22 protein-coding genes are annotated in these 22,830 nt (G+C 68.1%); 7 read left to right on the top strand and 15 right to left on the bottom strand.

What is annotated here, in order from left to right; all coding sequences use genetic code 11:
• Positions 1-6: 6 nt before the first annotated feature.
• The 12 genes from JCR33_RS22620 to JCR33_RS22565 all read right to left on the bottom strand — a co-directional run bounded on the left by JCR33_RS22620 (position 7) and on the right by JCR33_RS22565 (position 13,057).
• Positions 7-357 carry an acetone carboxylase subunit gamma gene (locus tag JCR33_RS22620; protein WP_198884416.1) on the bottom strand — a complete coding sequence of 117 codons (351 nt, stop codon included), beginning with the start codon at positions 355-357 and terminating at the stop codon, positions 7-9.
• Complete coding sequence (locus tag JCR33_RS22615) at positions 354-2,336, bottom strand: hydantoinase/oxoprolinase family protein (RefSeq protein WP_198884415.1); 1,983 nt, start codon at positions 2,334-2,336, stop codon at positions 354-356. Before JCR33_RS22615 ends, JCR33_RS22620 begins: the two co-directional genes overlap by 4 nt.
• Positions 2,333-4,015, bottom strand: a complete 1,683-nt coding sequence (locus JCR33_RS22610; RefSeq protein ID WP_408628778.1) for a urocanate hydratase — start codon at positions 4,013-4,015, stop codon at positions 2,333-2,335. Before JCR33_RS22610 ends, JCR33_RS22615 begins: the two co-directional genes overlap by 4 nt.
• Before the next feature lie 588 nt (positions 4,016-4,603).
• Entirely contained in the window at positions 4,604-5,563 is a 960-nt protein-coding gene (locus JCR33_RS22605) for an alpha/beta hydrolase (protein ID WP_198884413.1), read from the bottom strand.
• Between the two features lie 53 nt (positions 5,564-5,616).
• The gene (locus tag JCR33_RS22600; RefSeq protein ID WP_232372775.1) at positions 5,617-6,291 is read right to left on the bottom strand and encodes an ABC transporter ATP-binding protein; all 675 of its coding nucleotides are present in this window, start codon (positions 6,289-6,291) and stop codon (positions 5,617-5,619) included.
• 103 nt (positions 6,292-6,394) lie between these two features.
• Positions 6,395-7,192, bottom strand: coding sequence for an ABC transporter ATP-binding protein (locus JCR33_RS22595; protein WP_198884411.1), 798 nt, complete (start codon positions 7,190-7,192; stop codon positions 6,395-6,397).
• Entirely contained in the window at positions 7,189-8,259 is a 1,071-nt protein-coding gene (locus tag JCR33_RS22590; RefSeq protein ID WP_198884410.1) for a branched-chain amino acid ABC transporter permease, read from the bottom strand. Before JCR33_RS22590 ends, JCR33_RS22595 begins: the two co-directional genes overlap by 4 nt.
• The gene (locus JCR33_RS22585; RefSeq protein ID WP_198884409.1) at positions 8,259-9,140 is read right to left on the bottom strand and encodes a branched-chain amino acid ABC transporter permease; all 882 of its coding nucleotides are present in this window, start codon (positions 9,138-9,140) and stop codon (positions 8,259-8,261) included. Before JCR33_RS22585 ends, JCR33_RS22590 begins: the two co-directional genes overlap by 1 nt.
• A 2-nt stretch (positions 9,141-9,142) precedes the next feature.
• Entirely contained in the window at positions 9,143-10,084 is a 942-nt protein-coding gene (locus JCR33_RS22580; RefSeq protein ID WP_198884408.1) for a hypothetical protein, read from the bottom strand.
• Positions 10,084-11,034, bottom strand: coding sequence for a hypothetical protein (locus JCR33_RS22575; RefSeq protein ID WP_198884407.1), 951 nt, complete (start codon positions 11,032-11,034; stop codon positions 10,084-10,086). The genes JCR33_RS22580 and JCR33_RS22575 overlap by 1 nt, the downstream gene beginning before the upstream one ends.
• Before the next feature lie 30 nt (positions 11,035-11,064).
• The gene (locus JCR33_RS22570) at positions 11,065-12,237 is read right to left on the bottom strand and encodes an ABC transporter substrate-binding protein (RefSeq protein ID WP_198884406.1); all 1,173 of its coding nucleotides are present in this window, start codon (positions 12,235-12,237) and stop codon (positions 11,065-11,067) included.
• A 49-nt stretch (positions 12,238-12,286) separates the two neighbouring features.
• Positions 12,287-13,057, bottom strand: coding sequence for a GntR family transcriptional regulator (locus JCR33_RS22565; RefSeq protein ID WP_198884405.1), 771 nt, complete (start codon positions 13,055-13,057; stop codon positions 12,287-12,289).
• Positions 13,058-13,467: 410 nt separating this feature from the next.
• On the opposite strand from JCR33_RS22565, the gene JCR33_RS22560 reads away from it, so the two are divergent.
• Complete coding sequence (locus JCR33_RS22560; RefSeq protein WP_198884404.1) at positions 13,468-13,803, top strand: hypothetical protein; 336 nt, start codon at positions 13,468-13,470, stop codon at positions 13,801-13,803.
• 133 nt (positions 13,804-13,936) lie between these two features.
• Here JCR33_RS22560 and JCR33_RS22555 read toward each other — a convergent pair whose 3' ends face one another.
• The 3 genes from JCR33_RS22555 to JCR33_RS22545 are packed head-to-tail and all read right to left on the bottom strand — an operon-like array spanning position 13,937 to position 16,863.
• Positions 13,937-14,863, bottom strand: coding sequence for an NAD-dependent epimerase/dehydratase family protein (locus JCR33_RS22555; RefSeq protein ID WP_198884403.1), 927 nt, complete (start codon positions 14,861-14,863; stop codon positions 13,937-13,939).
• 55 nt (positions 14,864-14,918) lie between these two features.
• Positions 14,919-15,683, bottom strand: coding sequence for an acetoacetate decarboxylase family protein (locus JCR33_RS22550; RefSeq protein ID WP_198884402.1), 765 nt, complete (start codon positions 15,681-15,683; stop codon positions 14,919-14,921).
• A gap of 28 nt (positions 15,684-15,711) precedes the next feature.
• Complete coding sequence (locus JCR33_RS22545; RefSeq protein WP_198884401.1) at positions 15,712-16,863, bottom strand: alpha-hydroxy acid oxidase; 1,152 nt, start codon at positions 16,861-16,863, stop codon at positions 15,712-15,714.
• A gap of 289 nt (positions 16,864-17,152) precedes the next feature.
• On the opposite strand from JCR33_RS22545, the gene JCR33_RS22540 reads away from it, so the two are divergent.
• The 6 genes from JCR33_RS22540 to JCR33_RS22515 form a co-directional block, all read left to right on the top strand.
• Positions 17,153-17,902 carry an SDR family NAD(P)-dependent oxidoreductase gene (locus tag JCR33_RS22540; protein WP_198884400.1) on the top strand — a complete coding sequence of 250 codons (750 nt, stop codon included), beginning with the start codon at positions 17,153-17,155 and terminating at the stop codon, positions 17,900-17,902.
• A 21-nt stretch (positions 17,903-17,923) separates the two neighbouring features.
• Positions 17,924-18,775: a fumarylacetoacetate hydrolase family protein gene (locus JCR33_RS22535; RefSeq protein ID WP_198884399.1), complete on the top strand. Its 852-nt coding sequence runs from the start codon at positions 17,924-17,926 to the stop codon at positions 18,773-18,775.
• A 141-nt stretch (positions 18,776-18,916) separates the two neighbouring features.
• On the top strand, positions 18,917-19,942 hold the full coding sequence (locus JCR33_RS22530) for a TRAP transporter substrate-binding protein (RefSeq protein ID WP_198884398.1): 1,026 nt from the start codon (positions 18,917-18,919) through the stop codon (positions 19,940-19,942).
• 99 nt (positions 19,943-20,041) lie between these two features.
• Positions 20,042-20,530: a TRAP transporter small permease subunit gene (locus JCR33_RS22525; protein WP_198884397.1), complete on the top strand. Its 489-nt coding sequence runs from the start codon at positions 20,042-20,044 to the stop codon at positions 20,528-20,530.
• On the top strand, positions 20,520-21,833 hold the full coding sequence (locus JCR33_RS22520) for a TRAP transporter large permease (protein ID WP_332461253.1): 1,314 nt from the start codon (positions 20,520-20,522) through the stop codon (positions 21,831-21,833). Before JCR33_RS22525 ends, JCR33_RS22520 begins: the two co-directional genes overlap by 11 nt.
• Positions 21,834-21,841: 8 nt before the next feature.
• Positions 21,842-22,830, top strand: a 989-nt coding sequence (locus tag JCR33_RS22515) for a GntR family transcriptional regulator (RefSeq protein WP_198884396.1), incomplete at its 3' end; no start/stop codon positions are given.

Raw genomic sequence — 22,830 nt, 5'->3', positions numbered from 1 at the left:
GTTCTCTCACGCTGATTTCTTCTTCAAGGAATCGATATCGATCTCGATGTCGTGCGTGACCGGATGGCCGGGCGGCAGATATTCCGCCTCGATGAGGGTCAGGCATCCGGGGCAGTAGAATTCCACGATCCGGCACCAGTCGGGATCGGGCGCGAAGGTGTACGGACCGTCGATGACCGGCGGGTGCACCTCGCGCGGGTCGCGGTCGGCGACCAGGCAGGCGAACTTGTAGTTGCTCGCCGCCTCGCCGAGATCGTGACCGCAGCAGCGGCACTGCCACCGCCGCGCGTCCAGATCGATGGCGAGATATTCGGTCACCTCGAGGAGGCTCGGTCGCTCCGTGTCGGGCTTGCTCATTGGGATGCCCCCTTGCGCAGAGTGCCGAAGCCCAGCGCGTCGAACGTGCAGTGCCAGCCTTCGGGAATGACGATCGTCGTGTCCTGGGCCGCGAGGAATGCCGGTCCGTCGACGGGCGCGGCGTTCGGCTCGCCCAGCCCGCGCACGATCGGATAGGCGCGCGCGCCCTCGCGTGTGTGGACGGTCCGGTCTGCCTTACCCAATTCCGGCACGCCCATGCGCACCGTCACGTCGAGGGGACGCTCCACCTCCACGCGCAGGTCGACCCGATGACTGCGCGGCGTCAGGTCGACGCTCGCGTCGTCCGCCTTGAGCGACGCGAGGTCCGACTGAATCTCCGTCTCCACCCCGTCCGTCGACGACACGCTGACCGAGGCTTTGACCGCGGCGAGGTCGGTGATCCCTTCGGCCCGCAAATCGCGCTCGGCGGCGCCCACCAGAGCGGCGAGCTTGAAGGGCCCTGCAAGACGCGAGGCGGACGCCCGATAGGCGTGGGCGATCGGCATCAGGCCGCCGCCGAACGCCGAGAACACGGACGACTGCGGGAACACCACGACCTGGTCGATGCCGAGGGATTGCGCCGCCTCCACACACAGGAGACCGCCGCCGCCGCCGTAGGAAAAGAGCCAACGCCCCGGGCCCGACAACAGCTCCGGGTGGTTCGCGGCCCACGCCCGCATCCCGTCGGCCAAGGCGCGATGGACGGCGTCGAGCGCATCGAGGGCCTTGTCTTCCGCCGATCGGTCGTCGCCCGGAAAGACCGCGTCGAGCGCGGCGATCGAGGCGTCCTTGCGCAAGGTGCGGCGCCCGCCGAGATAGCCCTCGGGGTCGATATATCCGAGGATCAGCCAGACGTCCGTCGGCGTCAGATGGGTGCCGCCCAAGCCGAAGCACGCCGGCCCCGGCGACGAGCCGGCGCTGTTCGGCCCCACCGTCAACGCCCCGTCCTTGCGCGCGATGATCGACCCGCCGCCGAGGCCGAAGGACCAGAGGTCGATGGCCGGGTGCGGCACCGAGAGGCTCGCGGCGACGGTGTGCGGCGTGCGCAGGGCCGTGCCGTCGTGGATGTAGGCGACGTCCGTCGTGGTGCCGCCGACGTCGAAGGTGCAGACGTGCTCCGCCTTGATCGCGGCGGCGACATTCGCCGCGCCGATCACGCCGGCCGACGGGCCGGAGTTGAACGTGTCGAGCGCCCGCGTCTTGGCGACGCGCGTGGTCGAGCCGTCGGTGTTGACGATCAGCAGCGGGCGCTGGTGTCCGCTGGTGCGCAGCCCGTCTTCGGCCTTGTAGAGGCTGCGCACCAGCGAGGGGTGCAGATAGGCATTGAGGATCGCCAAGGCCGTGCGCCCGAAGTCGCTCGGCGACAACGACAGCCGGGCGGCCTGGAGAACCGGAATGGCGCCGAGATAATGCCGCGGATAGGAGGCGGTGATGAGCTCCCGCGCCGCCGCCTCGTTCGCCGGGTTCTTGTCGGCGTTGCGAAAGCTGATCACGATCATCCCGACGCCGCGCTCGAGGAGACGGCGCACGGCGGCCTCGACGTCGGCCGGGTTCGGTGCCAGCTCGACGACGCCCTCATCGCTGACGGCTTCGGGCACCGCGACGACGAAGTCGGGATCGATGAAATCGCTAAGCGACGCGAACTCGCCGTCGGAGCCGTAGGCCGCGAGCCCGCCGTCGCTGACGATCAGCCCGACGCGGTGGCCGAGCCGCTGCACCACGGCGTTGGTGGCGATCGTGGAGGAGAAGCGCACGTCCCGCAGCAGGGCGAGGAAATCCTCCAGCGGTTCGTTCATCGCCTCGGCGGCCGCTTCCACGCACGCCATGAAGCCCTGGGTCAAATCATGCGGGGTCGTGTCGACCTTGACCTGAACCTGACCATCGGGACCGGATGCGAAGCCGTCGGTGAACGTGCCCCCCGTGTCGATGCTCAAACTGTAGCATGGCGAGCGGTCCTGTTCCGCCAACTCCGGCTTCATCGGGCTTCTCCCGTGTGACGTTTCGCAAGTGTGTCGGTCAGACGCGGCAGGTTGAGCCCTGTCTCCGCGGCCCGCTGGATGGCGGCGTCGTAGCCGGCGTCCGCATAGCGGGCGACGCCGAGCGCCGGGTCGGTCCAGAAGACGCGGCGGATCTTCTCGGCGGCACGCGGCGTGCCGTCGGCGACGACCACCATGCCGGTGTGGATGCTGTTGCCGACACCCACGCCCCCGCCATTGCCGACGGCAACCCAGGTCGCCCCCTGGGCGCAGTTGAGCATGGCGCTGAGCACGGGCCAGTCGGCGATCGCGTCCGAGCCGTCGAGCATCCCTTCCGTCTCGCGCAAGGGCGAGGCGACCGAGGCCGGATCCATGTGGTCGCGACCGAGCGCCAGCGGGCCGATCTCGCCGGCGGCGACGAGCTCGTTGAGCCGCGTGCACACCGCATCGCGCTGGCCGAGACCGAGCCAGCAGATGCGCGCCGGAAGACCCTGCCGCGGGATGCCCGCCCGGGCGAGCTCGAACCATTTCTCGAGGCCGGGCGTTCCGGCGACCTCGAGCACCGCGTCCTCGCTCTTGCGCAGATCCTCGTCGTCGCCGCTCAGCGCGATCCACCGGAACGGCCCCACGCCGGAGGCGAAGATCGGGCGGACATACTCGTTCACGAAGCCCGGAATAGACATGATCTCGTCGAGCCCGGCCCGGCGCACCTGGTCGCGCAGGTTGTTGCCGTACTCGAAGACGATGCTGCCCCGACGCCTGAACTCCAGCAGTGCCTCGCCATGCCGCAGCATCGAGGCCTTCACGGCGGCGAGATATGCCGTGTCGTCCGCCGTGGCGGTGCGGGTGTCTTCCGGAGAGTAGCCGATCGGCACGTAGCCGTTCAGCGCATCGTGGGCGGCCGTCTGGTCGGTGACGGCATCGAAGTGGACCCCGTCACTCAACAGCCGCGGCGCGACCTCGGCGATGTTGCCGATCAGGGCGATCGCCTCCGGCGCGTCGGACGCGTGGAGAAGCGCTATCGCCTCGTCGTAGTCGTGCGTCAGATGCTGTACCCAGCCCGCCGAAGCGCGGCGCCGGGCGCGCTTTTCATCGACCTCGACGATCAGCGCGCGGGCGCCGGCCTTGGGGATGGCGAAACCCTGGGCGCCGCCCATGCCGCCGAGACCCGCGGTGAGGACGCGCTTGCCCGCGAGCTTGCCGTCGAAGTGCTTCCGCCCCAGCGCCAGGAAGGTCTCGTAGGTGAAGCCGAGCACGCCTTGGGTGCCGATATAGAACCAGCCGCCCGCCGTCATCTGACCGTACATCGTCAGTCCGCGCGCCTCGAGGTTCCAGAAACTCTGGGAATCCGACCAGGCCGGCACCAGCATGGCGCTGGAGATGATCGCCCGCGGTGCGCCGGGATGGGTCGGAAGCACGGCGACCGCGGCACCCGACTGGACGATGAGGGTTTCGTCGTCTCCGAGATGCTTCAGAGCCTCGACGATGAGGTTCAGGTCCTTGTGGCTGCGCGCCGCGCGGCCCTTACCGCCATAGACGACGAGCTTTTCGACGTCCTCGGCGACGTTCGGATCGAGATTGTTGAGCAAGCAGCGCAGGATGCCCTCTTGCTCCCAACCGCGACACACGAGCGGGCCGCCAGGAGTTGCGCTGCCTACCATCTCGTCCCTCTCCAACCTCATCGATCAAAATTGGATACATGGATCCCCGAGAGTCAAGGGCATGCCCGATCCAATTGGACGCGGTGTGCCCGCATGACGCGGGTTCGGAAGCTCCCGCCAGGAAGGGCGGCAGGACCGGCGTTCGTGAGGTGGAGGAGTGTTCGCGATAAATTCCGCGTAATTTCAGTTGGTTATTCTGCGATCTGAGAGTTCGCATTGCCACCCGAGAAGAGTCGGACCGGCGACCTCAAGCCCTCGATCGGCCGACCCGAGTCCCGATCGACTACGTCCTCGGGGCCGCCCACCTCGGCGACGCTTCGCCTCGACCGCCAGTGAGCGGAGCGAAGGCACATGCAGTGTATCCACGCGCAAGTCGGCACCCGGTCTCGACCAGAGCGTCGAGCTCCGAGCGAAGTCACTGAGAAATCGGCGATCCTGGAGCGGGAAGCCTCGCGCCCTGCCGTCACCCGGTTCGCGGCGACGCGGCGCAGTCGGCCGCATGGCGGGCCCTGTGGTGCGGAGGCGGAGGCCCGTTCAGGGCCGCAGCCGGCCGAGGTGGCGGCAACGCGAAGCCCCGCCGCGGCGCAGAGGGGCTTCGCCGCCGGCGTGTCAGGCGGGCTCCGAGACCTTTGCGGCGAGCCAGGCGCCGGCCTCGCTCAGCGTGGCGTCGGCGGCCGGCAGGGTGCGGCCATAGGAGAGGAAGCCGTGAATCACCTGCGGCACCACGACGAGCTCGGCATCGACCCCCGCGGCGCGGAGCTTCTCGTGCATCATGATGTTCTCGTCGTAGAGGACGTCGCACTCGGCGGCGACGACGAGGGAGGGGGGCAGGCCCGCAAGGTCGGCGTAGAGAGGATAGAGCTCCTCCTCCTCGCCGCCGTTCGCGGCATAGGCCTCCCAGTACATGCGCATCGCCGCCAGACTGAGGCCGAAGTCGCCCCCACCGAAGCGCACGTAGGAATCGAGCGCGAAGTCCTTCTGGTAGCAGCCGTAGAAGAGGAGCAGCGCAACCGGCGCCGGGAGCCCCGCCTTGCGCAGGCGCAGGGCCGCGGCGACGGCGAGGTTGGCGCCCGCCGAATCGCCCGAGATGATCCACCCCGTCGCCTCGCCGATCCGCGGATCCGTCGGCGGCGCCGACACGAGCTCCACGAGCGCGTCGAGCGCCAGCGGAAACGGTGCCTCCGGGGCGAGCGGATAGTCGAGCGACAACACTCGGAGCCCCGAGGCGAGCGCCAGCAGACGGGTGATGCGGTCGTGAGTGTCGATGCTGCCGACGCACCAGCCGCCACCGTGGAGATAGACGCATACGGGCCGCGTGTCGGTGCTCGTCGCGGCCCCCTCGCGCGGATCGTAGAGGCGGGCGCGGAAGGTCGATCCGGCGGCCTCGATGGTGAAGGTCTCGATGCGGGGGAGATCCGGGTTCACGTCGTTCCACCAGGAACGCTGGGCTTCCAGCGCCTGCCGAGCCTCGGGGAAGGAGAGCTCGTAGCGATTGACGCCGATCGCGGCGCTCGCCAGGCGGGCGAGGACGTCCTGCATTTCGGGCGAGAGATAGTCTGAGGCAGTCACCGTCTTCTCCGGGGGCGAAGTCATGGGGGAAAGGGATTGGGGAAAGGGATGGGTCAAATGCCGAGATAGGCCGCCTTCACCGCCGGATCGGCGGCGAGCTTCTCCGAGGTGCCCTCGCTGATGATCTGTCCCTCGCTGAGGACGTAGCAGCGGCTCACCGTGCGGAAGGCCATGCGGGCGTTCTGCTCGGTGAGGAGGATCGCGAGACCCTCCGCGCTGATCCGGCGAATGACGGCGAAGATTTCCTGCACCACGCGCGGGGCGAGCCCCATCGACGGCTCGTCGAGGAGGAGGAGGCGCGGGCGGGACATGAGGGCGCGGCCGATGGCGAGCATCTGCTGTTCGCCCCCCGAGAGCGTCCCCGCGAGGGAGGTGCGGCGCTCCTTGAGGCGGGGGAAGATCTCGTAAATGTGGGCGAGGTCGGCGGCCACCTTCGGGTCGCGCCGGGGCCACAGGCGCTTGTAGGCGCCCATCTCGAGGTTTTCCTGCACCGTCATCGGCTTGAAGACGTGGCGGCCCTCCGGCACCAGGGCGACCCCCTCGCGCACCCGCGCGGCGGCGGAAAGGCCGGTGAGGTTGCGCCCGGCGAAGCCCACGGTGCCCTCGTAGGGGCGCAGAAGCCCGGCGAGGCAGCGCATCAGCGTCGTCTTGCCCATGCCGTTCGCCCCGATGAGGCAGACCGCCTCCCCCGCCGCCACCTCGATGTCGACGCCGTGCAGGACGCGCATCTCGCCATAGCCGGCGTGGATGCCGCGCACGACGAGACCGTCGCCGAGGCTCGCGGCGGTGGAGGCCGGGACGGCCCCTTCGGGAGCCGGGGCGATGGCGGCGTCAGGCATCTTCGTCCTCGCCCAGATAGGCGGCGATCACGTCGGGGTTGGTGCGCACCGCGTCGGGGGTGCCCTCGGCGATGAAGCGGCCGTTTCCGATCACCAGGATGTCGTGGGAGAGGTTCATCACCATGCGCATGTTGTGCTCCACCAGGAGGACGCTGAGGCCGTCCGCGTTGAGCTCGGCCACGATCTCCATCATCCGCTCGGCGCCGGCATGGGAGAGGCCGGCGGCGGGCTCGTCGAGGAGGAGGAGGCGCGGCCCCGTCGCGAGCGCGCGCATCAGCTCGAGGAGCTTGCGGTCGCCGAAGGAGAGGTCGCCGGCGCGGTCGTTCGCCCGGTCGGCGAGGCCGACGCGTTCGAGGAGCGCCATCGCGTGCTCGCGCTCCCGCCGCTCCTCCGAGAGGCCCGACGGTAGGCGCAGGAGCGCGTTGACCCAGCCGCTGTGCCCACGCGGATAGTGCCCGACGACGACGTTCTCGAGCACCGACATCTCGGTGAAGATCTGCAGCGTCTGGAAGGTGCGGCCGATGCCGCGGTCGACGCGCTTGTGGGCGGGCATCCGCTCGATGCGCTCGCCGGCGAGGGTGATGCGGCCGGAGGACGGCGCGGTGACGCCGGCGATCATGTCGAAAAGGGTGGTCTTGCCGGCGCCGTTGGGGCCGATGACCGCCTTCACCTCGCCCTCGCGCACCTTGAAGGAGAGGTCGGCGACGGCGGCGATGGCGCCGAAATTGCGCGACAGCCCCGCGACCTCGAGGATGTCGCCGGTGGCGGCGGCGATGCTCTCCCCGCTCATTTGAGCCACCGGCGCCAGCCGTCGGCAAGGCCGGCGATGCCCGCCGGGAAGCCGATGAGGACGATCAGCATCGCGAGCCCGAAGAGGAGGAGCTCGAGGTCGGCGAAGTCGAGCAGCACCTGGGGCACGGCGATGAAGACGGCCGCGCCGAAGATCGGACCCCAGAGCCGCCCCGTGCCCCCGAGCGCGACCATCACGAGGAGCATGATGGAGGGGAACACCGAGAAGGTTTCCGGCGACACGTAGAGGTTCACGTGGGCGTAGAGGCTGCCGGCGATGCCGGCCATGGCGCCGGCGATGGCGAAGGTGGCGAGCTTGGTGCGGTAGGTGTCGATGCCGAGGGAGGCGGCGCCGCGCTCGCTGCCGCCAATGGCGCGCAGGCTCCGCCCCATGCGCGAATCGACGAGGTTGGCGATGGCGATCATGACGACGAGCGACACGATCCACACGAGCCAGAACACCGTCTCGTCGGTGTCGAGGGCGATGGGGCCGAGGGCGAACGGCTCGATGCCGAGGAGGCCGTTGGGGCCGCCGGTGAGGGGGATCAGCTCGTTGAACAGGACGACGAGGATGGCGTTGAAGCCGAGCGTCGCCATGGCGAGGTAATGCCCGTGGAGGCGCAGCGCCGGCAGCCCGATGACGAAGGCGCCGAGCCCGCCCGCCAGCGCCGCCGCCGGCAGGCCGAGCCAGGGGGTGAGGCCGAACTTGGCGCTCAGGATCCCGCTCGCATAGGCGCCGAGGCCGAAGAACCCCGCATGCCCCAGCGAGATCTGGCCGCAGAAGCCGATGACGAGGTTCAGGCTCGCGATCAGGATCACGTAGATCAGGAAGAGGTTGACCAGCGAGACGACGTAGAAGTTGGGCGCGACGAAGGGGACCGCGATCATCAGCGCCCACAGGACGACGAAGCTGACGGCGTTGCGGGCGAAAAGGCGCGGCTTGCGCACCGGCCGGGCGGCGGGCGCGGCGTCGGTCCCGCCGGTGCCCTCGCGGGCGTCGTCGCGGACGTCGTCGTGGGCGGGGAGGGCGCCGGCGGGCGGCGCTTCGGTGGCGGCGGTCTGGCTCATCAGGCCTTCACCACTTCCACCCGGCCGAACAGCCCCGCCGGTCGCATGAACAGGATGAGGAGGAGCACCGCGAACGAGATCGCATCCTTGAAGTGGGACGAGATGTAAAAACTCCCGAAGGTCTCGATGAGGCCGAGCAGCAGCCCGCCGACGACGGCGCCCGGCAGGTTGCCGATGCCCCCCAGCATCGCCGCGCTGAACCCCTTGAAGCCGAGGGTGGCGCCCTGGTCGTAGGTCATCAGCGTGAGCGGGGTGACGATGGCGCCCGCGATCCCGCCGGCGAGGGCGGCGAGGCCGAAGGCGAGCATCAGCATCTGCGACGACGGGATGCCGACGAGGGAGGCGGCCTGCGGGTCGGCCGACACCGCCCGGAGCGCCTTGCCGAGCACGGTGCGTTCGAAGAAAAAGTGCATCAGGACGAGGAACAGGAGCGTGATCGCGATGATCCACAGGCTCTGCGTCTGCACCGTGACGCCCTCGATGCTGATCACGTCGGTGCCGGAAAAGCCGGAATAGCCCGCCGGCATCTTGCCGAGGAAGATCATCACGAGGCTGCGGCTGACGATGGCGAGACCCACGGTGACGAGGGTCAGCGTCATCGGGTCGGGCCGGCGCACGGGCCAGATGGTGATGCGCTCCGACACGAGCCCGATGGCGCCGATCAGCACCGTCGCGGTGACGACCGCGAGCCCCACGGAGGAGAACACCCCGAAGAGCGCCGCGGTCACCATCCCCCCCATCATCACCCATTCGCCCTGGGCGAAGTTCATCGCCCCGGTGCACTTGAAGACGATGTTGAAGCCCAGCGCGATGAGCGCGTAGATGCTGCCGATCGACAGCCCCGCGATGACGAGCTGGACGAGGGTGTTCGTGCCGTCCACGGTCAGAACCAGCCGATGTGGTTGGAATTGAACCGCGGCAGGTCGATGCCGAGCTCGGCGAAGCGCTGACGCGCATCGGCGACAAAACCGACGAGAACCTCGCTTTCCGCCTCCTTGGACACGGCGCCAAGGCCGGCCTCGGCGGTGATGGCGTCGGCGCGCGCCTCGGCCTCGGCCCGCTCGGGCGCGAGCCAGGGGCAGTGGAGGCCGAGCATCTCGACGTCGTTCACGTGGCGCACCAGCTGTTCGGTGATGGCCGCCTTGTCCTCCTCGCTCCAGGTCGGAGCACGGTGTTCCAAATAGAGCCAGCCGAAGGTGCCGTGGCGCTCCTTGCCAGGCAGTATCTTGTCGAACATGCCGGCGAGGATCGGGTCGGCCGCCCCCTCTCGCCACGCCTTGGTGAGGCCGTATTCGAGCCCGTCCTCGAAGGCACAGTGGACGGCGACGTAAGCATCGAGCAGCTGGCTCGCCGACACCACCTGGCGATGGCGGTGCTGGTTGAAGGCGGCTTCGTAGGCCCGGTTCTCCGGCCGCTCGATGCGCCCGCCGAAGGCTTCGGCCACCCGGTCGAAGCACTCGATGGCCCACACTTCCTCGGTGTTGCGCACGGTGAGGAAGAATTTGGGGTCGACCTCGCGACCCGTTTCCATGCAGAAGCGGATGAGGAGGGCGGGGGTCTCGGTGAGACCGGTCGCCTCGCCCCAGGCGCGGCGGCTATAGGTGCGGCGCACGGCGGCGGCGGTCTCGGGGTCGAGGCCGTCGGCGGTCAGCGCCTTCCAGGGTACCTCCTGGAAGGGGTTCCAGCGCCCCTGCTTGGCGGCCTCGTAGAGGTCGTTGATCGAGGCGATCTTGGGCGACAGATAGAGCGGGAAGCGCTGCTCGACGAAGGAATAGATCGTGTCGAGCTCGCCCTGGGTCGGCCGGTCCGCGGCGAGGGTCGACATCAGAAGGTCCCGACCTTCGGGTGCTCGAACGGCGGCAGGTTGATGCCGAGATCGCCCATCTGCTTGCGGATGCGGGCGATGGACTCGATGAAGATCGGCTTCTCGAGCTCCTCGATGGTCGCCCCGAGGCCGGCGCCGTGGGTCACCTCGTCGGTCTGGATCTCGTGGCGCGTGCCGGGGTTGTCGGGCGCGAGCCAGACGCTGTGGTAGCCGTTGAGCTCCACCTTCTCGATCATGTTGACGACGGCTTCCTCGATCATCGTCTTCTGCTCGTCGGTGAGGTCGTCGCAGATTTCTTCAAGGAAGTACCAGCCGAAGGCGCAGTGGCGGCTCTCGTCGCGCATGATCAGGCGGACGATCTGCTTGGCCACCGGGTCCGACGTCACGTCGGTGAGGTGCTTGAAGACGTCGAAGGCGATCTCTTCGGCGGTGCACACGAGGGCGGCGATGATGCCCTCGAGCGGCACGTCGGCGGCGAGCGCGGCGCGGCGCACGCCGTGGGTCGACACCGAGGTCTGGAACAGCTGCTCGATGGGCTTTTCGATGTAGCCGCCGAGGCGCTCGGCCATGTCGTGGCAGACCTCGGCGTGGCGGGCTTCTTCCTGGGAGCGGATGGAGAAGAACATCTGCATGTCGGAGGGGCGGTCCTCCTCCACGAAGCGGATCTGCAGCGCCGGGCTTTCGGAGATGGCGCCGTATTCGCCCCAGGCGCGGCGGCTCCAGTAGAGCCGCGCGGCGTCGCGCTGCTCCTTGGTGTAGGCGTCGGGGTCGAGCTTGTCCCAGGCGATGTCGAGCTTGGGGTCCCACTGGTTCTTGGTCGCCGCCTGGAACAGCTCGCGGATGCGGGGCATCTTGGAGTTGAAGTTCAGGGGAAAGCGGCTTTCGGGGGCGTCGAACAGCGTCGCGATCTGTTCGAGCGCCTGCTCTCGGGTGATCTTGTCGTCGGACATTTCGCAGGTCCTTCGGGTCTGAGAACGGCGTCAGGCGTAGTCGGAAAGGTGGAAGCGACCGTCGGCCCAGCTGACGAGCACGAGGTCGTTCTTCGACAGGCCCGAATGCTTTTCGGGCGAGAAGTTGAAGACGCCGCCGGAGCCGGCGTAGCCTTTGATGCTCTCGATGGCGTCCTTGACCTTCGCCATATCGCCGTCGGCGCCCTCGATGCCGAGGCGGGCGAGCTGGATCGCGTCGTAGGCCTGGGCGACGAACTGGTTGGGCTTGCGGTCGTAGCGCTCGATGAAGGCGTCGGTGAGGCTCGCGATGACGGGCTTCATCGGGTCCGCGTCGGGCAGCTCGTCGCCGACCGGGAACTTGACGCTGATGAGCTGCAGGGTGTCGGCGGCGCTGCCGGCGAGCTCCATGTACTGGGGAGCGACGAAGCCGTAGGAGTGCAGGAGGGTGCGCTTGTCGAGGCCGAGCTGCTGGGCCTGCTTCAAGAACACCACGCCGGCGGGGGTGACGGTCCAGCACAGGATCGCCTCGGCGTCGGAATCGCGGACGCGGGTGAGCTGGGCCATCATGTCGGTGTCGGTGGGGTTGAACCCCTCGTACATCACGCTCCAGGAGGGGTTGTTCTCCTCCGTGAACTTCTTCATCTGCGCGACGGCGGCCTGGCCGAAGCCGGAGGTGTCGGCGACCATCGCGACCTTGGTGATGCCCTTCTTGGTGAAGTAGTCGTCGAGGCGGCCCATCACGAGGGAATCGTCGACGGTGCTCTTGAAGATGTACTGACGTTCGGCGACCGGTTCGACGATGCTGATGGCGCCTTCGGTGGAGATGAACGGCACCTTGGCCGCCTCCGCCATCGGGGCCATGGCGAGGGCGATGCCGCTCATGGCGCCGCCGCCGACGATGATGTCGGCCCGGTCGCGGGTGAGCAGGCGCTTGGTGGCGGCGATGGCCTTCTGGGTCTGGCCTTCCGAATCGTAGGCGATCCAGTTGATCTTGCGCCCGCCGATGCCGCCGGCGTCGTTGATCTGCTCGACGGCGAGGCCCATGCCGTCCTTGATGTCCTGGCCCAGGAAGGCGCCGGGACCGGTGGCGGAGACGATCGACCCGATGGTGATCTCATCTGCGGCGCGTGCGCGGATGGGGGCAAGCGCCGTACTGGCGGCCAGTCCGCCCATCCCAGCCAATACGACACGACGATTGAGCATAGCCCGGCTCCTCAGTTTGCACCGCTTCAAAGGGTGTTGGGAAGTGTGTTCACTCGCACTCAGGTAGTCGCAACAAAGCATCTTCAGCATCGTTCGCAGGCACATCGAGCCCAAGAGACACGAGTTTTGCGAACGGTTGCTCTCCATCGGCCGGTTTTTCGAGCGGAACTTGCATCGAATAGCGTGCAAGATCGGCACGATGCACGGTTTGACCGGCCAATAGGATGTCTCCCGCGGCGTTGTGGTACCGCAGCTGGCGGATGAGGACCGGCGCCCCCTCGGGAAGCATCAGGTGAAGCCGGGCCTCTTCGTCGGCGAGGTCGGCGGTGATGGTGAAGTCGCCGACGCTGAGGCCGTGCTCCTCCCACACGCGGTGGAGGATCGAGGCTTCCGCCGCCTCCGGCCCCCACTCCTTCACGAGGCGCGCCGGCAGGTAGCGGTGGTCGAGCGCGATCGGCACGCCCGCCGTCGAGCGCATGCGCTTGATGTAGAGAATCTCGGTGCCGACGGGCAGCGCGAGGCGGGCGGCGACGTCGGCATCGGCGGCACGGATCTCGAACGCCAGACGGCGGATCTGCATCGGCGTGCCGCGGTCGGCCCACTGCTGCTCGAAGTTCATCCCTGCGTTGAAGCGCTCCTCCACGGCAGGGAACACCACGAACGTTCCGCGCCCCCGCACGCGGGTCAGCAAACCGTCCTCGACAAGTCCAGAAATCGCCTGTCGCGCCGTATCGCGACTAACGTCGAATAGACGCGTCAACTCTTCATCTGTGTAGAACCGTTCATCCACGTTTTCCCAATGCGAAAGAATGGGAAACAAGCGACTCTTTAGTTGCGCATACAACGGAATCGGCGACGATCGGTCGAGAGGAGCTATGTTCGTTCTTTTCAATTCGTTGGCCTATCGCATGTTCACGCTCACAACGACTTGCAAGTTGGAATATATGGTCAAACCTACAAATCGCGCAACACGGTTGTGTGCTGATTTTGCAGCCGCCGCTTGATGCAATCCTGTGCACCCCGATGAACGCTGAATCGCGGCGCCGGCGGGCCGCACGATTGCCCGCTTGTTGCCGCCCGTGAGGGTGCGGCCGAACGAAGGCTCGAGCCGGCCCCGGCGCGGCGGGAACGCCGTTTCGCCCTGCTCGACCAGACTGTCATCTGCATCACAGGCCGCTGGCCGATGACCGCCCATGTTCAGTCTTGTCAGACGAACAGGAGAACAGAGCGATGGCCAACGACGACATCACGACCGAACCGAACGGCCGTGGCCCGGAAGACGAGGACACCCCGCGCGCCGGCAACCGCCGCGTCGAGATCGTCATCGTCGACGACAGCCCGCAGGATCCCACGCCGGAAACCGAAACCTTCATCGAGGATGGCGACGATGCCTTCGTCTTCGCCCCGCCCCGGACGGGCGACACCGGCCCCGCCGACTTCGCCACCGATCTTGCGGCTCCGGACGAAACCCCGCCCGCAGATCCGGACCTAGCCGGCGACGACGGCGGGCTCTTCCCCTTCGACGTGGGCCACGGCTTCAGCGACCTTCCCGACCTTTTCGGCTGAGGCTGAGGTCGCGGAACCCGCTCGGCACCCCGCCCCGCTGCCGGCGATCAGGCTCGGCGCGCACCGTGGTCGGCTTGCTCGTTCCTCATGCGGTCACGGCGTTTTGCTAAACGCCGGTCCGCAAGGCGCGCTCTCAGGAAGTGGCGCCGTCCGCGGCGCGGGCCATTTCGGCGCGGAGGGCCGCGGCGAAGGGCTGGGGGCGGAAGCCCAGGGCCTCCCGGGCGAGATCGCCGGAGAGACGATCGACGAAGGGCATCTCCGCCGGATGGTCCTCGAAGGTGAAGCGGGCGCGCGGCTCGATCTGCACGACCATGTCGGCGACGCCCTTCGCGCTCGCGCGATGGCCGCCGGAGTTGACGAGCGGCGGCAGCGCACCGGACGCGCCCACCGCGAGGGCGAGAAGCCGGGCCGCATCCTCCACCGAAATGAGGCTCAGCGCCTGCTCCGCCGCAAGCGGGACAGGGACGCCCTCCCCGCTCGGCGGATCGAGCATGCGGGACGTCCACGCCGTGAAGCCGTGGCGGCGACCGGGCCCGAAGACGATGCTGAGCCGCACGCCGCAGGTCTCGACCAGTCCCCGTGCCCGGTAACGCGCGGCGACGAAATCGTTGAACGCCTTCATCGCGCCGTACGTCGTGCCGTGGTGCTCGAGCGGGCACGAGTCGCTCTCGACGATGTCGCGGTCCCCGTAGAGCGCCTGGTCGGGCCCATAGGCCGCGATCGAGCTCGAATAGACCACGCGGCGCGCCCGAGAGGCGATCGCCGCGTCGAGCACATGGACGTGACCCCCGAGGTTGATGCGTGTCGACCGGTCGAGGTTCGCCTCGATGGCCGCGCCGGTCGCGTAGGCGAGGTTGACGACGACGTCGGGCCGCACGTCCGCGGTGAGTCCGGCGACGGCGTCGCGATCGCCGACGTCGACCGCATGGATGGGACAGGGCGCGGCGCCGGCCGGAGCGGCCGCGATGTCGGCGCCGACGACGTCCACACCACTCCCGGCGAGCGCCGCGACGAGCCGGCGCCCGACGAAGCCGGCCGCACCGAATACGAGAACCCTCATGCCATCCCCTCCCCCAGCGGCCGGTCGCCTGCGGCGTCTTGCCGACGGCCCTTGGTCAGGGCGTCAGGCGCTTGATGAGGCGGCGATCCTCGAGATCGAAGCCGCCGGCGTAGACGCGCGACGTCATGAAATGCGCGCCGAGCACCTCCGGCTCGAGGTCGGCGATGGGATCGAACTCGGAGGGGTAGAGGTCGAGGTCGACTTTGCCGACGAGAGGTGCGGAATATTGCAGCGGAGTGAGGCGGTAGACGATGTCCTCGTAGGCCGGCTCGGGCCGCTCGGGGTGAGGCAAGCGCCGCACGTGGATCTCACCGCCCGGCTGCGTGTCCCCGTCGACGAGGCGCACCAGCGGCGCCGTCTCGTCCGGAACGAAGGAGAATTCGGCGAGCTGGAAGCCGCGGCGATTGACCCAGCCGCGGATCGCGCCGAAGGCATCCTCGTCGAACTTGTAGGTGCAGTCCTTCTTCGTGTAGCCGAAGATCTCGCGGCCCGCGGCCATCCCCATCGGATCGCTGCAGTACATGTAGACGTGGGTCTGCGTGAAGAGGTCCTGATAGCGCACGGCGACGGTGATCATCAGATCGAACATCGCCCCGTTCGGCACCGACAGGGTGTGCCCCGGCGAGAGCATGAAGCGGAAGGCCACGCGGTCGTTGACCCGCTCGAAGCCGCTGCCTTCGAGCATCGCGTCGATCTTCGCCGGGTCGACGCGGGTGACCACCTCGACGGTGCGCAGCGTGCAGTCCCATTCCAGCGGATAGGCCGGCGAATGGTGGGGATTGACCCCGCTCTTCGGATAGAGCTTGAAGTTTCCGAACATTGACGTTCCTCCTCGGTATATCGCCGGCTCAGCTTCGCGGGATGATGGTGTCGCGCGTGATGCCCTCGACCGTGCGGACCCCGCACAGCGCCATGGTGAGGTCGAGTTCCTTCCTGAGGATGCGGAGGCAGCGCGCGACCCCGTCCTCTCCGAGCGCACCGAGCCCGTACATGTAGGCGCGGCCGATGTGCACACCCTTGGCGCCGAGGGCGACCGCGCGGTAGACGTCCTGACCGGAGCGCACTCCGCTGTCGAAGTGGATCTCGGTCCGCCCCGCGACGGCGTCGACGATGGCCGGCAGGGCGCGGATGCTCGACGGCGCCCCGTCGAGCTGGCGCCCGCCGTGGTTGGAGACGACGATCGCATCGGCACCGGCGTCCGCAGCGAGCCGCGCGTCGGCGGGATCCATGATGCCCTTGAGGATCAGTTTGCCGCCCCACCGCGCCTTCACCCACTCGACCGCATCCCAATCGAGCGTCTGATCGAATTGTTCGCTGACCCACAACGCCATCGAGCTGGTGTCCTCGATATTGGGGGCATGGCCGACGATGTTGCCGAAGGTGCGCCGCTTCGCCCGCAGCATCCCCCAGCACCAGCGCGGCTTGGTCAGGAGGTTGAGGAGGTTGGCGACAGTGAGCTTCGGCGGTGTCGAGAGGCCGTTCTTGATGTCCTTGTGGCGCTGCCCCTGGACCTGGAGATCGAGGGTGAGGACGAGCGCCGAGCAGCCGGCCGCCTTCGCCCGGTCGATGAGATCGCCCATGAAGGTGCGGTCACGCATCATGTAGAGCTGGAACCAGAAAGGGCGCTGGGTCGCCTCGGCGACGTCCTCGATCGAGCACACGCTCATCGTCGACAGCGTGAACGGCACGCCGAACGCGCCGGCCGCCCGCGCGGCGAGGACCTCCCCGTCGGCGCACTGCATGCCGCCGAGGCCGGCGGGCGCCAGGGCGACGGGCATCGCGGCGACCTCGCCGAGCAGCGTCGTTTCGGTGGAGCGGCCCTCGATGTTCACCGCGACGCGCTGCTTGAACTCCCAGTGCGCGAAGTCCCGGCTGTTGGCCCGATAGGTCGCCTCGCTCCACGAGCCGCAGTCCACGTAGTCATAGAACATGCGCGGCACACGGCGGCGCGCCAGGATCCTCAAGTCCTCGACCGCAGTGACGGTTCGGTCGGCGTTCATACATCGTCGCTTCTTGCCAGGGCATCGGCTCGAACGCGAACCGATATGATTTTCGTATCCAAAGTACGTCAACAAGCATCCGTGTCAATCGGGGGCACGTCAATTCCGTGAAATGCCCTCCATGCGTTGCGTGAATCCGCGAATTTCCATCAACTTTCAGTCGCATCGGCCAAATTTCTCCGCCGCACTTGACGGCTCTGGTCGAAGCGTACAGGATATTCAAAATACATATTGAGGCCGCCGATACACACGGTTCGGTGGCCCGAAGCGGAAGGAAGCGGGGACGGGAATGGAGCCCCTCGACGATCCCGGTGTCGCGGTCGTCACCGGTGGAGGTGGCGATCTGGGCCGTGCCACGGCACTCCGGCTCGCCCGGGACGGGGCGGCCGTCGCCCTTCTCGACAGCAGTCTTGCCGGCGCCCAACACACCCTCGACGAGATCGAGGCGGCGGGCGGGCGCGGTATCGCGCTCGAAGCGGACGTGACGCGGGCGGACACGCTCGAGCACGCCTTCGACGCGATCGAGCGGACGCTCGGCGGGGTGGCGGTCCTCGTGAACAGTGCCGGTATCGCCGGCGCCGTCGCCCCGATCGACGCCTATCCCGAGGCCGTCTTCGACCGCGTCATGGCGGTGAACGTCAAGGGCGTGCTGCTCGTCATGCAGGCCGCCCTTCCGCGCATGGCGCGCCGCGGCCACGGCGCGATCGTCAACGTCGCCTCCACCTCGGCGATCCGCGGACGGGCCGGGCTTGCGGGCTACGTGGCGAGCAAGCACGCCGTGCTCGGGCTGACGCGCGTCGCCGCGCTCGACGCCGCCGGGCGCGGAGTGCGGGTCAACGCCGTGCTGCCCGGCCCGATCGCCGGCCGCATGATCGAAAGCATCGAGAGCCAGGTCGACGGCGGGGTGCGCCGCGCCGGAGCGGCGAACTTCGCCCGCCCCGAGGACGTCGCGAACGTCATCGCCTTCCTCGCCTCGGAGGAGGCGCGCCACATGAACGGCGCCGCCCTCGTCGTCGACGACGGCTCAACCCTGATGTGACCCGGTGAGGACAGACACACGATGAAGCTTCTGAGATTCGGAGAGCCCGGCGCGGAGAAGGTCGGCGCGGTCGATGCCGACGGCGTCGTCCGCGACCTCTCCTCGAAGGTCCCCGCCCTCCATGCCCGCGCCTTCGAGAACGGTCTCCTCGCCGAGCTGGCGCGCCTCGATCTCGCCGACTTCCCACCCGTCGAGGGCACCCCGCGCCTCGGCGTGCCGTGGGAGGGGATCTCCAAGTATGTCTGCATCGGGCTCAACTATTCCGACCACGCCGAAGAGGCGGGCATGCCGCTGCCGCAGAAGCCCATCGTCTTCCTGAAGGCGCCCTCGGCGATCTGCGGACCCGACGACGACACCGTGCAGCCCGTCGGTTCCACCAAGCTCGACTGGGAGGTCGAGCTCGGCGTCGTCATCGGCCGCACGGCGCGCTGCGTCCCCGAGGAGAAGGCGGGCGACTACATCGCCGGCTACTGCGTCCTCAACGACGTCTCGGAGCGCGCCTTCCAGATGGAGACGACCCAATGGGCGAAGGGCAAGGGGTGCGACACCTTCGGCCCGATCGGCCCCTGGCTCGTGACCGCCGACGAGGTCCCCGATCCCGGCAAGCTCGACCTCTGGCTCGACGTCAACGGCGAGCGCATGCAGACCGGGAACACCGACAAGATGATCTTCCCGGTCGCCGCCCTCATCGCCGACGTCAGCCGCTGCATGACCCTCCTGCCCGGAGACGTCATCGCGACCGGCACCCCGCCGGGAGTCGGCATGGGCAAGAAGCCCGAGCCGATCTGGCTCAATCCCGGCGACGTCGTCGAGCTCGGCATCGCCGGGCTCGGCCGGCAGCGCCAGACCATCGTTTCGGCGCCGCGCCCATGAGTCCGGCGCCGCGCCCATGAGCGAGCCGGCGTCCCTTCCGGGACGATCGACACCCGGACCCCGCGTGGTCCGAACGGGACCGGCACACCGCTAGACGCGCCGCGACGGTCCCAACCCGCATCAGCAGGAGGAAACGAAGAGATGAAGAGAGCATTCACGGCCGCCACGACGGCCGCCCTTCTCGCGACCGCGACATTCGCGGGTCCCGCCGCCGCGAAGGACTACAACTGGGCGATCCAGAGCCTGTGGCAGGCGGGAACGGCGACGCAGCAGAGCTTCGAGCGCTTCGCCGAGGACGTCGCCGAGCGTACCGACGGTCAGATCAAGATCCGCCCGCTGCCCGCCGATGCCGTCGTCGGCACCGCCGAGACGCTCGAGGCGGTGCAGATGGGCGTCCTCGACGGCGAGCACAACGCGCCGGCCTACTGGACCGGGCGCGAGCCGGGCTTCGCGATCCTCGGCGGCCTCGTCGGCGCCTATCAGACGCCCGAGCAGCTGCTCGACTACCACTACGAGAACGGCGGCCTCGAGCTGCTCCAGGAAGCCTACGAGCCGTTCGGCCTCTACCCGATCGGCGTCACGACCTGGGGCGCGGAATCGCTGCCGCTGATGAAGCCGGTCGAGCATCCCGACGAGTTCAAGGGCATGAAGCTGCGCATGTCGAAGGGCATGTTCTCCGACGTGTTCGCGAAGTTCGGCGCGATCCCCATCGAGATGGCCGGCACCGAGGTCTACAGCGCGCTCGACAAGGGCGTCGTCGACGGCGCCGACTGGGGCACTCTGTCGATGAACGAGGAGCTCGGCTTCCACGACATCGCCAAGTACGCGATCTATCCGGGCGTCCACTCGATGTCGATCGCCGACGTCGCGATCCGCAAGGACGTGTGGGACTCCCTGTCGCCCGAACTGCAGACGACGCTGAAGGAGGCGGTGCGGGCCTTCGCCGACGACATGGTCGCGACGATGGCGCAGAAGGACGCGGAAGCCGCCGAGAAGCTCACCGCCGAGGGCGTGACGCTGATCGACTGGAGCGACGAGGACAAGAAGGCGTTCCGCGAGGCGGCCGTCGACGTCTGGAAGGCCTACGCGACCCGCAGCGAGTTCGCCCAGCGGGCGCTCGAAAGCCAGCTCGATTACATGAAGAAGATCGGGCTGATCGACGACTAGTCGTCGATAGCGGGAGCCGAGCGCTCCCGATGGCCGGTCCGCGTCGGCGGGTCGGCCATCTCCCCTTCGACGCGATCCGCAACCCCTAAGGTCGCCACCGTGAGATATATCAGCCTCTTCAACCGCAAGCTCGGCGAATACGGCTCAATCGCCGCCTACCTCGCCGTCTTTCTCATCACCGTCTACGACGTCGGCATGCGGTACTTCTTCGATTCTCCGACGGTGTGGGGCCTCGAGCTCGTCATCGCCATCGCCGCCGTGCAATACGTCCTCGCCGGCGCCTACGTCCTCGGCGAGGACAAGCACGTGCGCATCGACGTCATCTACAACTGGTTCCCGCCGCGGGCGCGGATGGTGCTCGACGTCGTCGCCTACGTCCTGTCGATCGCCTTCCTCGCCGTCATTGTTTACTACGGCAGCAAGCAGGCCATCCCGGCGATCCGCAGCGGCGAAACCTCGGGCGGCGGCTGGAACTCGCACGCGCCGACGATCATGAAGACCGCCATCCCGGTCGGTGCCGCCCTGATGATCCTCGAATGCGTGAACCGTTTGAAGATCGCGATCGGGAGGCTCTCCCGTGAGTGGTGAATGGCTCAGCCTTCTGACGCTCGGCGTCCTCCTGGCGCTGCTCGTCACCGGGATGCCGCTCGCCTTCGCGACCGGCCTCACCGCCGTCATCCTGACGCTGTCGACCTACGGCCCCAACGCGCTCTACCTCATCCCGAGCCGGATGCTGACGCTGATGGGCAACTACGCCCTCATCGCCGTCCCGCTGTTCGTCCTGATGGGGTGCCTGCTGGAGCGGGCCGGGGTGGTCGAACGCCTCTTCCACGCCCTCCACGTCTGGTCCGGCCGGCTGCGCGGCGGCCTCGCCATCGGCACGCTGCTGACCTCCACCATCCTCGCCGCGATGGTCGGCATCATCGGCGCGGAGATCGTCGTGCTCGGCCTCGTGTGCCTGCCGGCGATGCTGGGCCGCGGCTACGATCGCAAGCTCGCGCTCGGCGTCATCTGCAGCGGCGGCTCGCTCGGCACGCTGCTGCCGCCGAGCATCGTGCTGATCGTCTACGGGCTCGTCGCGCAGGTTTCGATCGGCGAACTATTTCTCGCCGCGGTGATCCCGGGCCTGCTCCTCGCCGGGCTCTACATCGCCTACGTGATCGTCACCTGCCATCTCCAGCCGGAGAAGGGCCCCCTCGCCGACGCCGCGGACCTCGACATGCCGCTGCGCGAGAAGATCGGCCTCGGCAAGGCGCTCATCCTGCCCATCCTGCTCATCGGGGCGGTGCTCGGCTCGCTCTACACCGGCGTCGCCACGCCGACGGAGACGGCGGGCATCGGCGTTCTCGGCGCCCTCGTCGTGGTCGTCGTCAACGGCAAGTTCTCGTTCCCGATGCTGTTCGACGTGCTGAAACAGACCGGCAGCACGGTGGCGATGCTGACTTGGGTGTTCTTCGGCGCCTCCGCCCTCGTCGGCATCTACACGCTGGGCGGCGGCACCTCGTTCCTGCAAGGCACGATCTCCGACCTGCCGCTGCCGCCGCTCGGCATCGTCGTGGTCATGATGCTGATCCTGATCGTGCTCGGCGCCTTCATCGACTGGATCGGCATCGTCCTGCTCACGATGCCGATCTTCGTGCCGATCATCAAAGATCTCGGGCTCGATCCCATCTGGTTCGGCATCCTGTTCACGATGAACATGCAGATCTCCTATCTGACGCCGCCGTTCGGCCCCGCCGCCTTCTACCTGAAGGCCGTGGCGCCGAAGGACGTCACGCTGGGTGAGATCTTCCGCTCCGTAGTGCCGTTCGTCTTTCTGCAGATCATCGGTCTCGCCATCGTGCTTTTCCTGCCGCAGCTGACACAATGGCTGCCGGCGATGATGGAATGATGGACGCGATGGACGAGAGACCGGCAGCACGCAGAGGCCTGGCGCGCTCGCGATCCCTCAGCCAGCGGATCTACATGCTGCTGAAGACGATGATCGAGAACGGGCGCGTCAAGGCCGGCGAGCGGGTGATGGAGACGCAGGTGGCGAAGGCCTTCGGCGTCAGTCGCTCGCCCGCGCGCGCCGCGCTCGTCGACCTCCACAGCGACGGCTTCCTGCGCGAGCTCGACGGGCAGGGCTACATCGTCGTGAGCGCCTTCCCCTCCGCGCGCGTGGGCGAGCCGGCGCTGCTCGACAGCTTCCGCCTCGACACCCCCCGCCAGTGGGAGCGCATGTACGCCGAGCTCGAGAAGGAGATCGCCATGCGCATCCTCTTCGGCTCGGTGCACATCAACGAGCAGAAGCTCGGCGAGCACTTCGGCGTCAGCCGCACGGTGACGCGCGACGTGCTGGCGCGGATGAACGGCGTCGGCCTCGTCATGAAGGATCGCGCCGGCCACTGGCATGCCGAGAAGGTCACGCCCGAGCGCGTCGGCTATCTCTACGAGCTGCGCTGGCTCCTCGAACCGCAGGCGCTGTTGAAGGCGTTCCCGCTGCTGCCGCGTCAGCGGATCGAGGCCGCGCACAAGGACGCGGTGGAGACGCTGAGCCGCTCGCCGATCGACAGCGCCGAGTTCGACCGCGCCGAGATCGACCTGCACAGCAGCCTTTTGTCCTACTGCCCCAACACCGAGATCCTCGGCGCGCTGCAGCGCACCCAGTTCCTCTTCGTGCCGACGCGCTACCTCACCGACCCGTTCCTCGGGATCCCGATGGAGCTCATCGAGGACGCGGTGAAGGAGCATTTGAAGATCCTGCAATGCCTTCTCGACGGTGACCCGGAGAGCGCCGCCCAGCACCTCGTCGACCATCTGAAGGTCGCGCAGTGGCGCTGGCTCGAACGCTTCGAGATCACCGCCAACGCCGTCGATCCGAAGATGCCGAACTACTTGAGCATTTC

Source organism: Acuticoccus mangrovi (assembly GCF_016411865.1).
Classification (GTDB): Bacteria; Pseudomonadota; Alphaproteobacteria; order Rhizobiales; family Amorphaceae; genus Acuticoccus; species Acuticoccus mangrovi.
This window is presented reverse-complemented; position numbering and strand designations above follow the sequence as displayed.

What these genes read in the sequence shown, in the direction of transcription:
- JCR33_RS22620 (WP_198884416.1), bottom strand. Translation starts at nt 357, where the DNA reads ATGAGCAAGCCCGACACGGAGCGACCGAGCCTCCTCGAGGTGACCGAA.
- JCR33_RS22590 (WP_198884410.1), bottom strand. Translation starts at nt 8,259, where the DNA reads ATGAGCCAGACCGCCGCCACCGAAGCGCCGCCCGCCGGCGCCCTCCCC.
- JCR33_RS22555 (WP_198884403.1), bottom strand. Translation starts at nt 14,863, where the DNA reads ATGAGGGTTCTCGTATTCGGTGCGGCCGGCTTCGTCGGGCGCCGGCTC.
- JCR33_RS22545 (WP_198884401.1), bottom strand. Translation starts at nt 16,863, where the DNA reads ATGAACGCCGACCGAACCGTCACTGCGGTCGAGGACTTGAGGATCCTG.
- JCR33_RS22535 (WP_198884399.1), top strand. Translation starts at nt 17,924, where the DNA reads ATGAAGCTTCTGAGATTCGGAGAGCCCGGCGCGGAGAAGGTCGGCGCG.
- JCR33_RS22615 (WP_198884415.1), bottom strand. Translation starts at nt 2,336, where the DNA reads ATGAAGCCGGAGTTGGCGGAACAGGACCGCTCGCCATGCTACAGTTTG.
- JCR33_RS22575 (WP_198884407.1), bottom strand. Translation starts at nt 11,034, where the DNA reads ATGTCCGACGACAAGATCACCCGAGAGCAGGCGCTCGAACAGATCGCG.
- JCR33_RS22610 (WP_408628778.1), bottom strand. Translation starts at nt 4,015, where the DNA reads ATGAGGTTGGAGAGGGACGAGATGGTAGGCAGCGCAACTCCTGGCGGC.
- JCR33_RS22570 (WP_198884406.1), bottom strand. Translation starts at nt 12,237, where the DNA reads ATGCTCAATCGTCGTGTCGTATTGGCTGGGATGGGCGGACTGGCCGCC.
- JCR33_RS22560 (WP_198884404.1), top strand. Translation starts at nt 13,468, where the DNA reads ATGGCCAACGACGACATCACGACCGAACCGAACGGCCGTGGCCCGGAA.
- JCR33_RS22550 (WP_198884402.1), bottom strand. Translation starts at nt 15,683, where the DNA reads ATGTTCGGAAACTTCAAGCTCTATCCGAAGAGCGGGGTCAATCCCCAC.
- JCR33_RS22580 (WP_198884408.1), bottom strand. Translation starts at nt 10,084, where the DNA reads ATGTCGACCCTCGCCGCGGACCGGCCGACCCAGGGCGAGCTCGACACG.
- JCR33_RS22595 (WP_198884411.1), bottom strand. Translation starts at nt 7,192, where the DNA reads ATGAGCGGGGAGAGCATCGCCGCCGCCACCGGCGACATCCTCGAGGTC.
- JCR33_RS22540 (WP_198884400.1), top strand. Translation starts at nt 17,153, where the DNA reads ATGGAGCCCCTCGACGATCCCGGTGTCGCGGTCGTCACCGGTGGAGGT.
- JCR33_RS22600 (WP_232372775.1), bottom strand. Translation starts at nt 6,291, where the DNA reads ATGCGCGTCCTGCACGGCGTCGACATCGAGGTGGCGGCGGGGGAGGCG.
- JCR33_RS22530 (WP_198884398.1), top strand. Translation starts at nt 18,917, where the DNA reads ATGAAGAGAGCATTCACGGCCGCCACGACGGCCGCCCTTCTCGCGACC.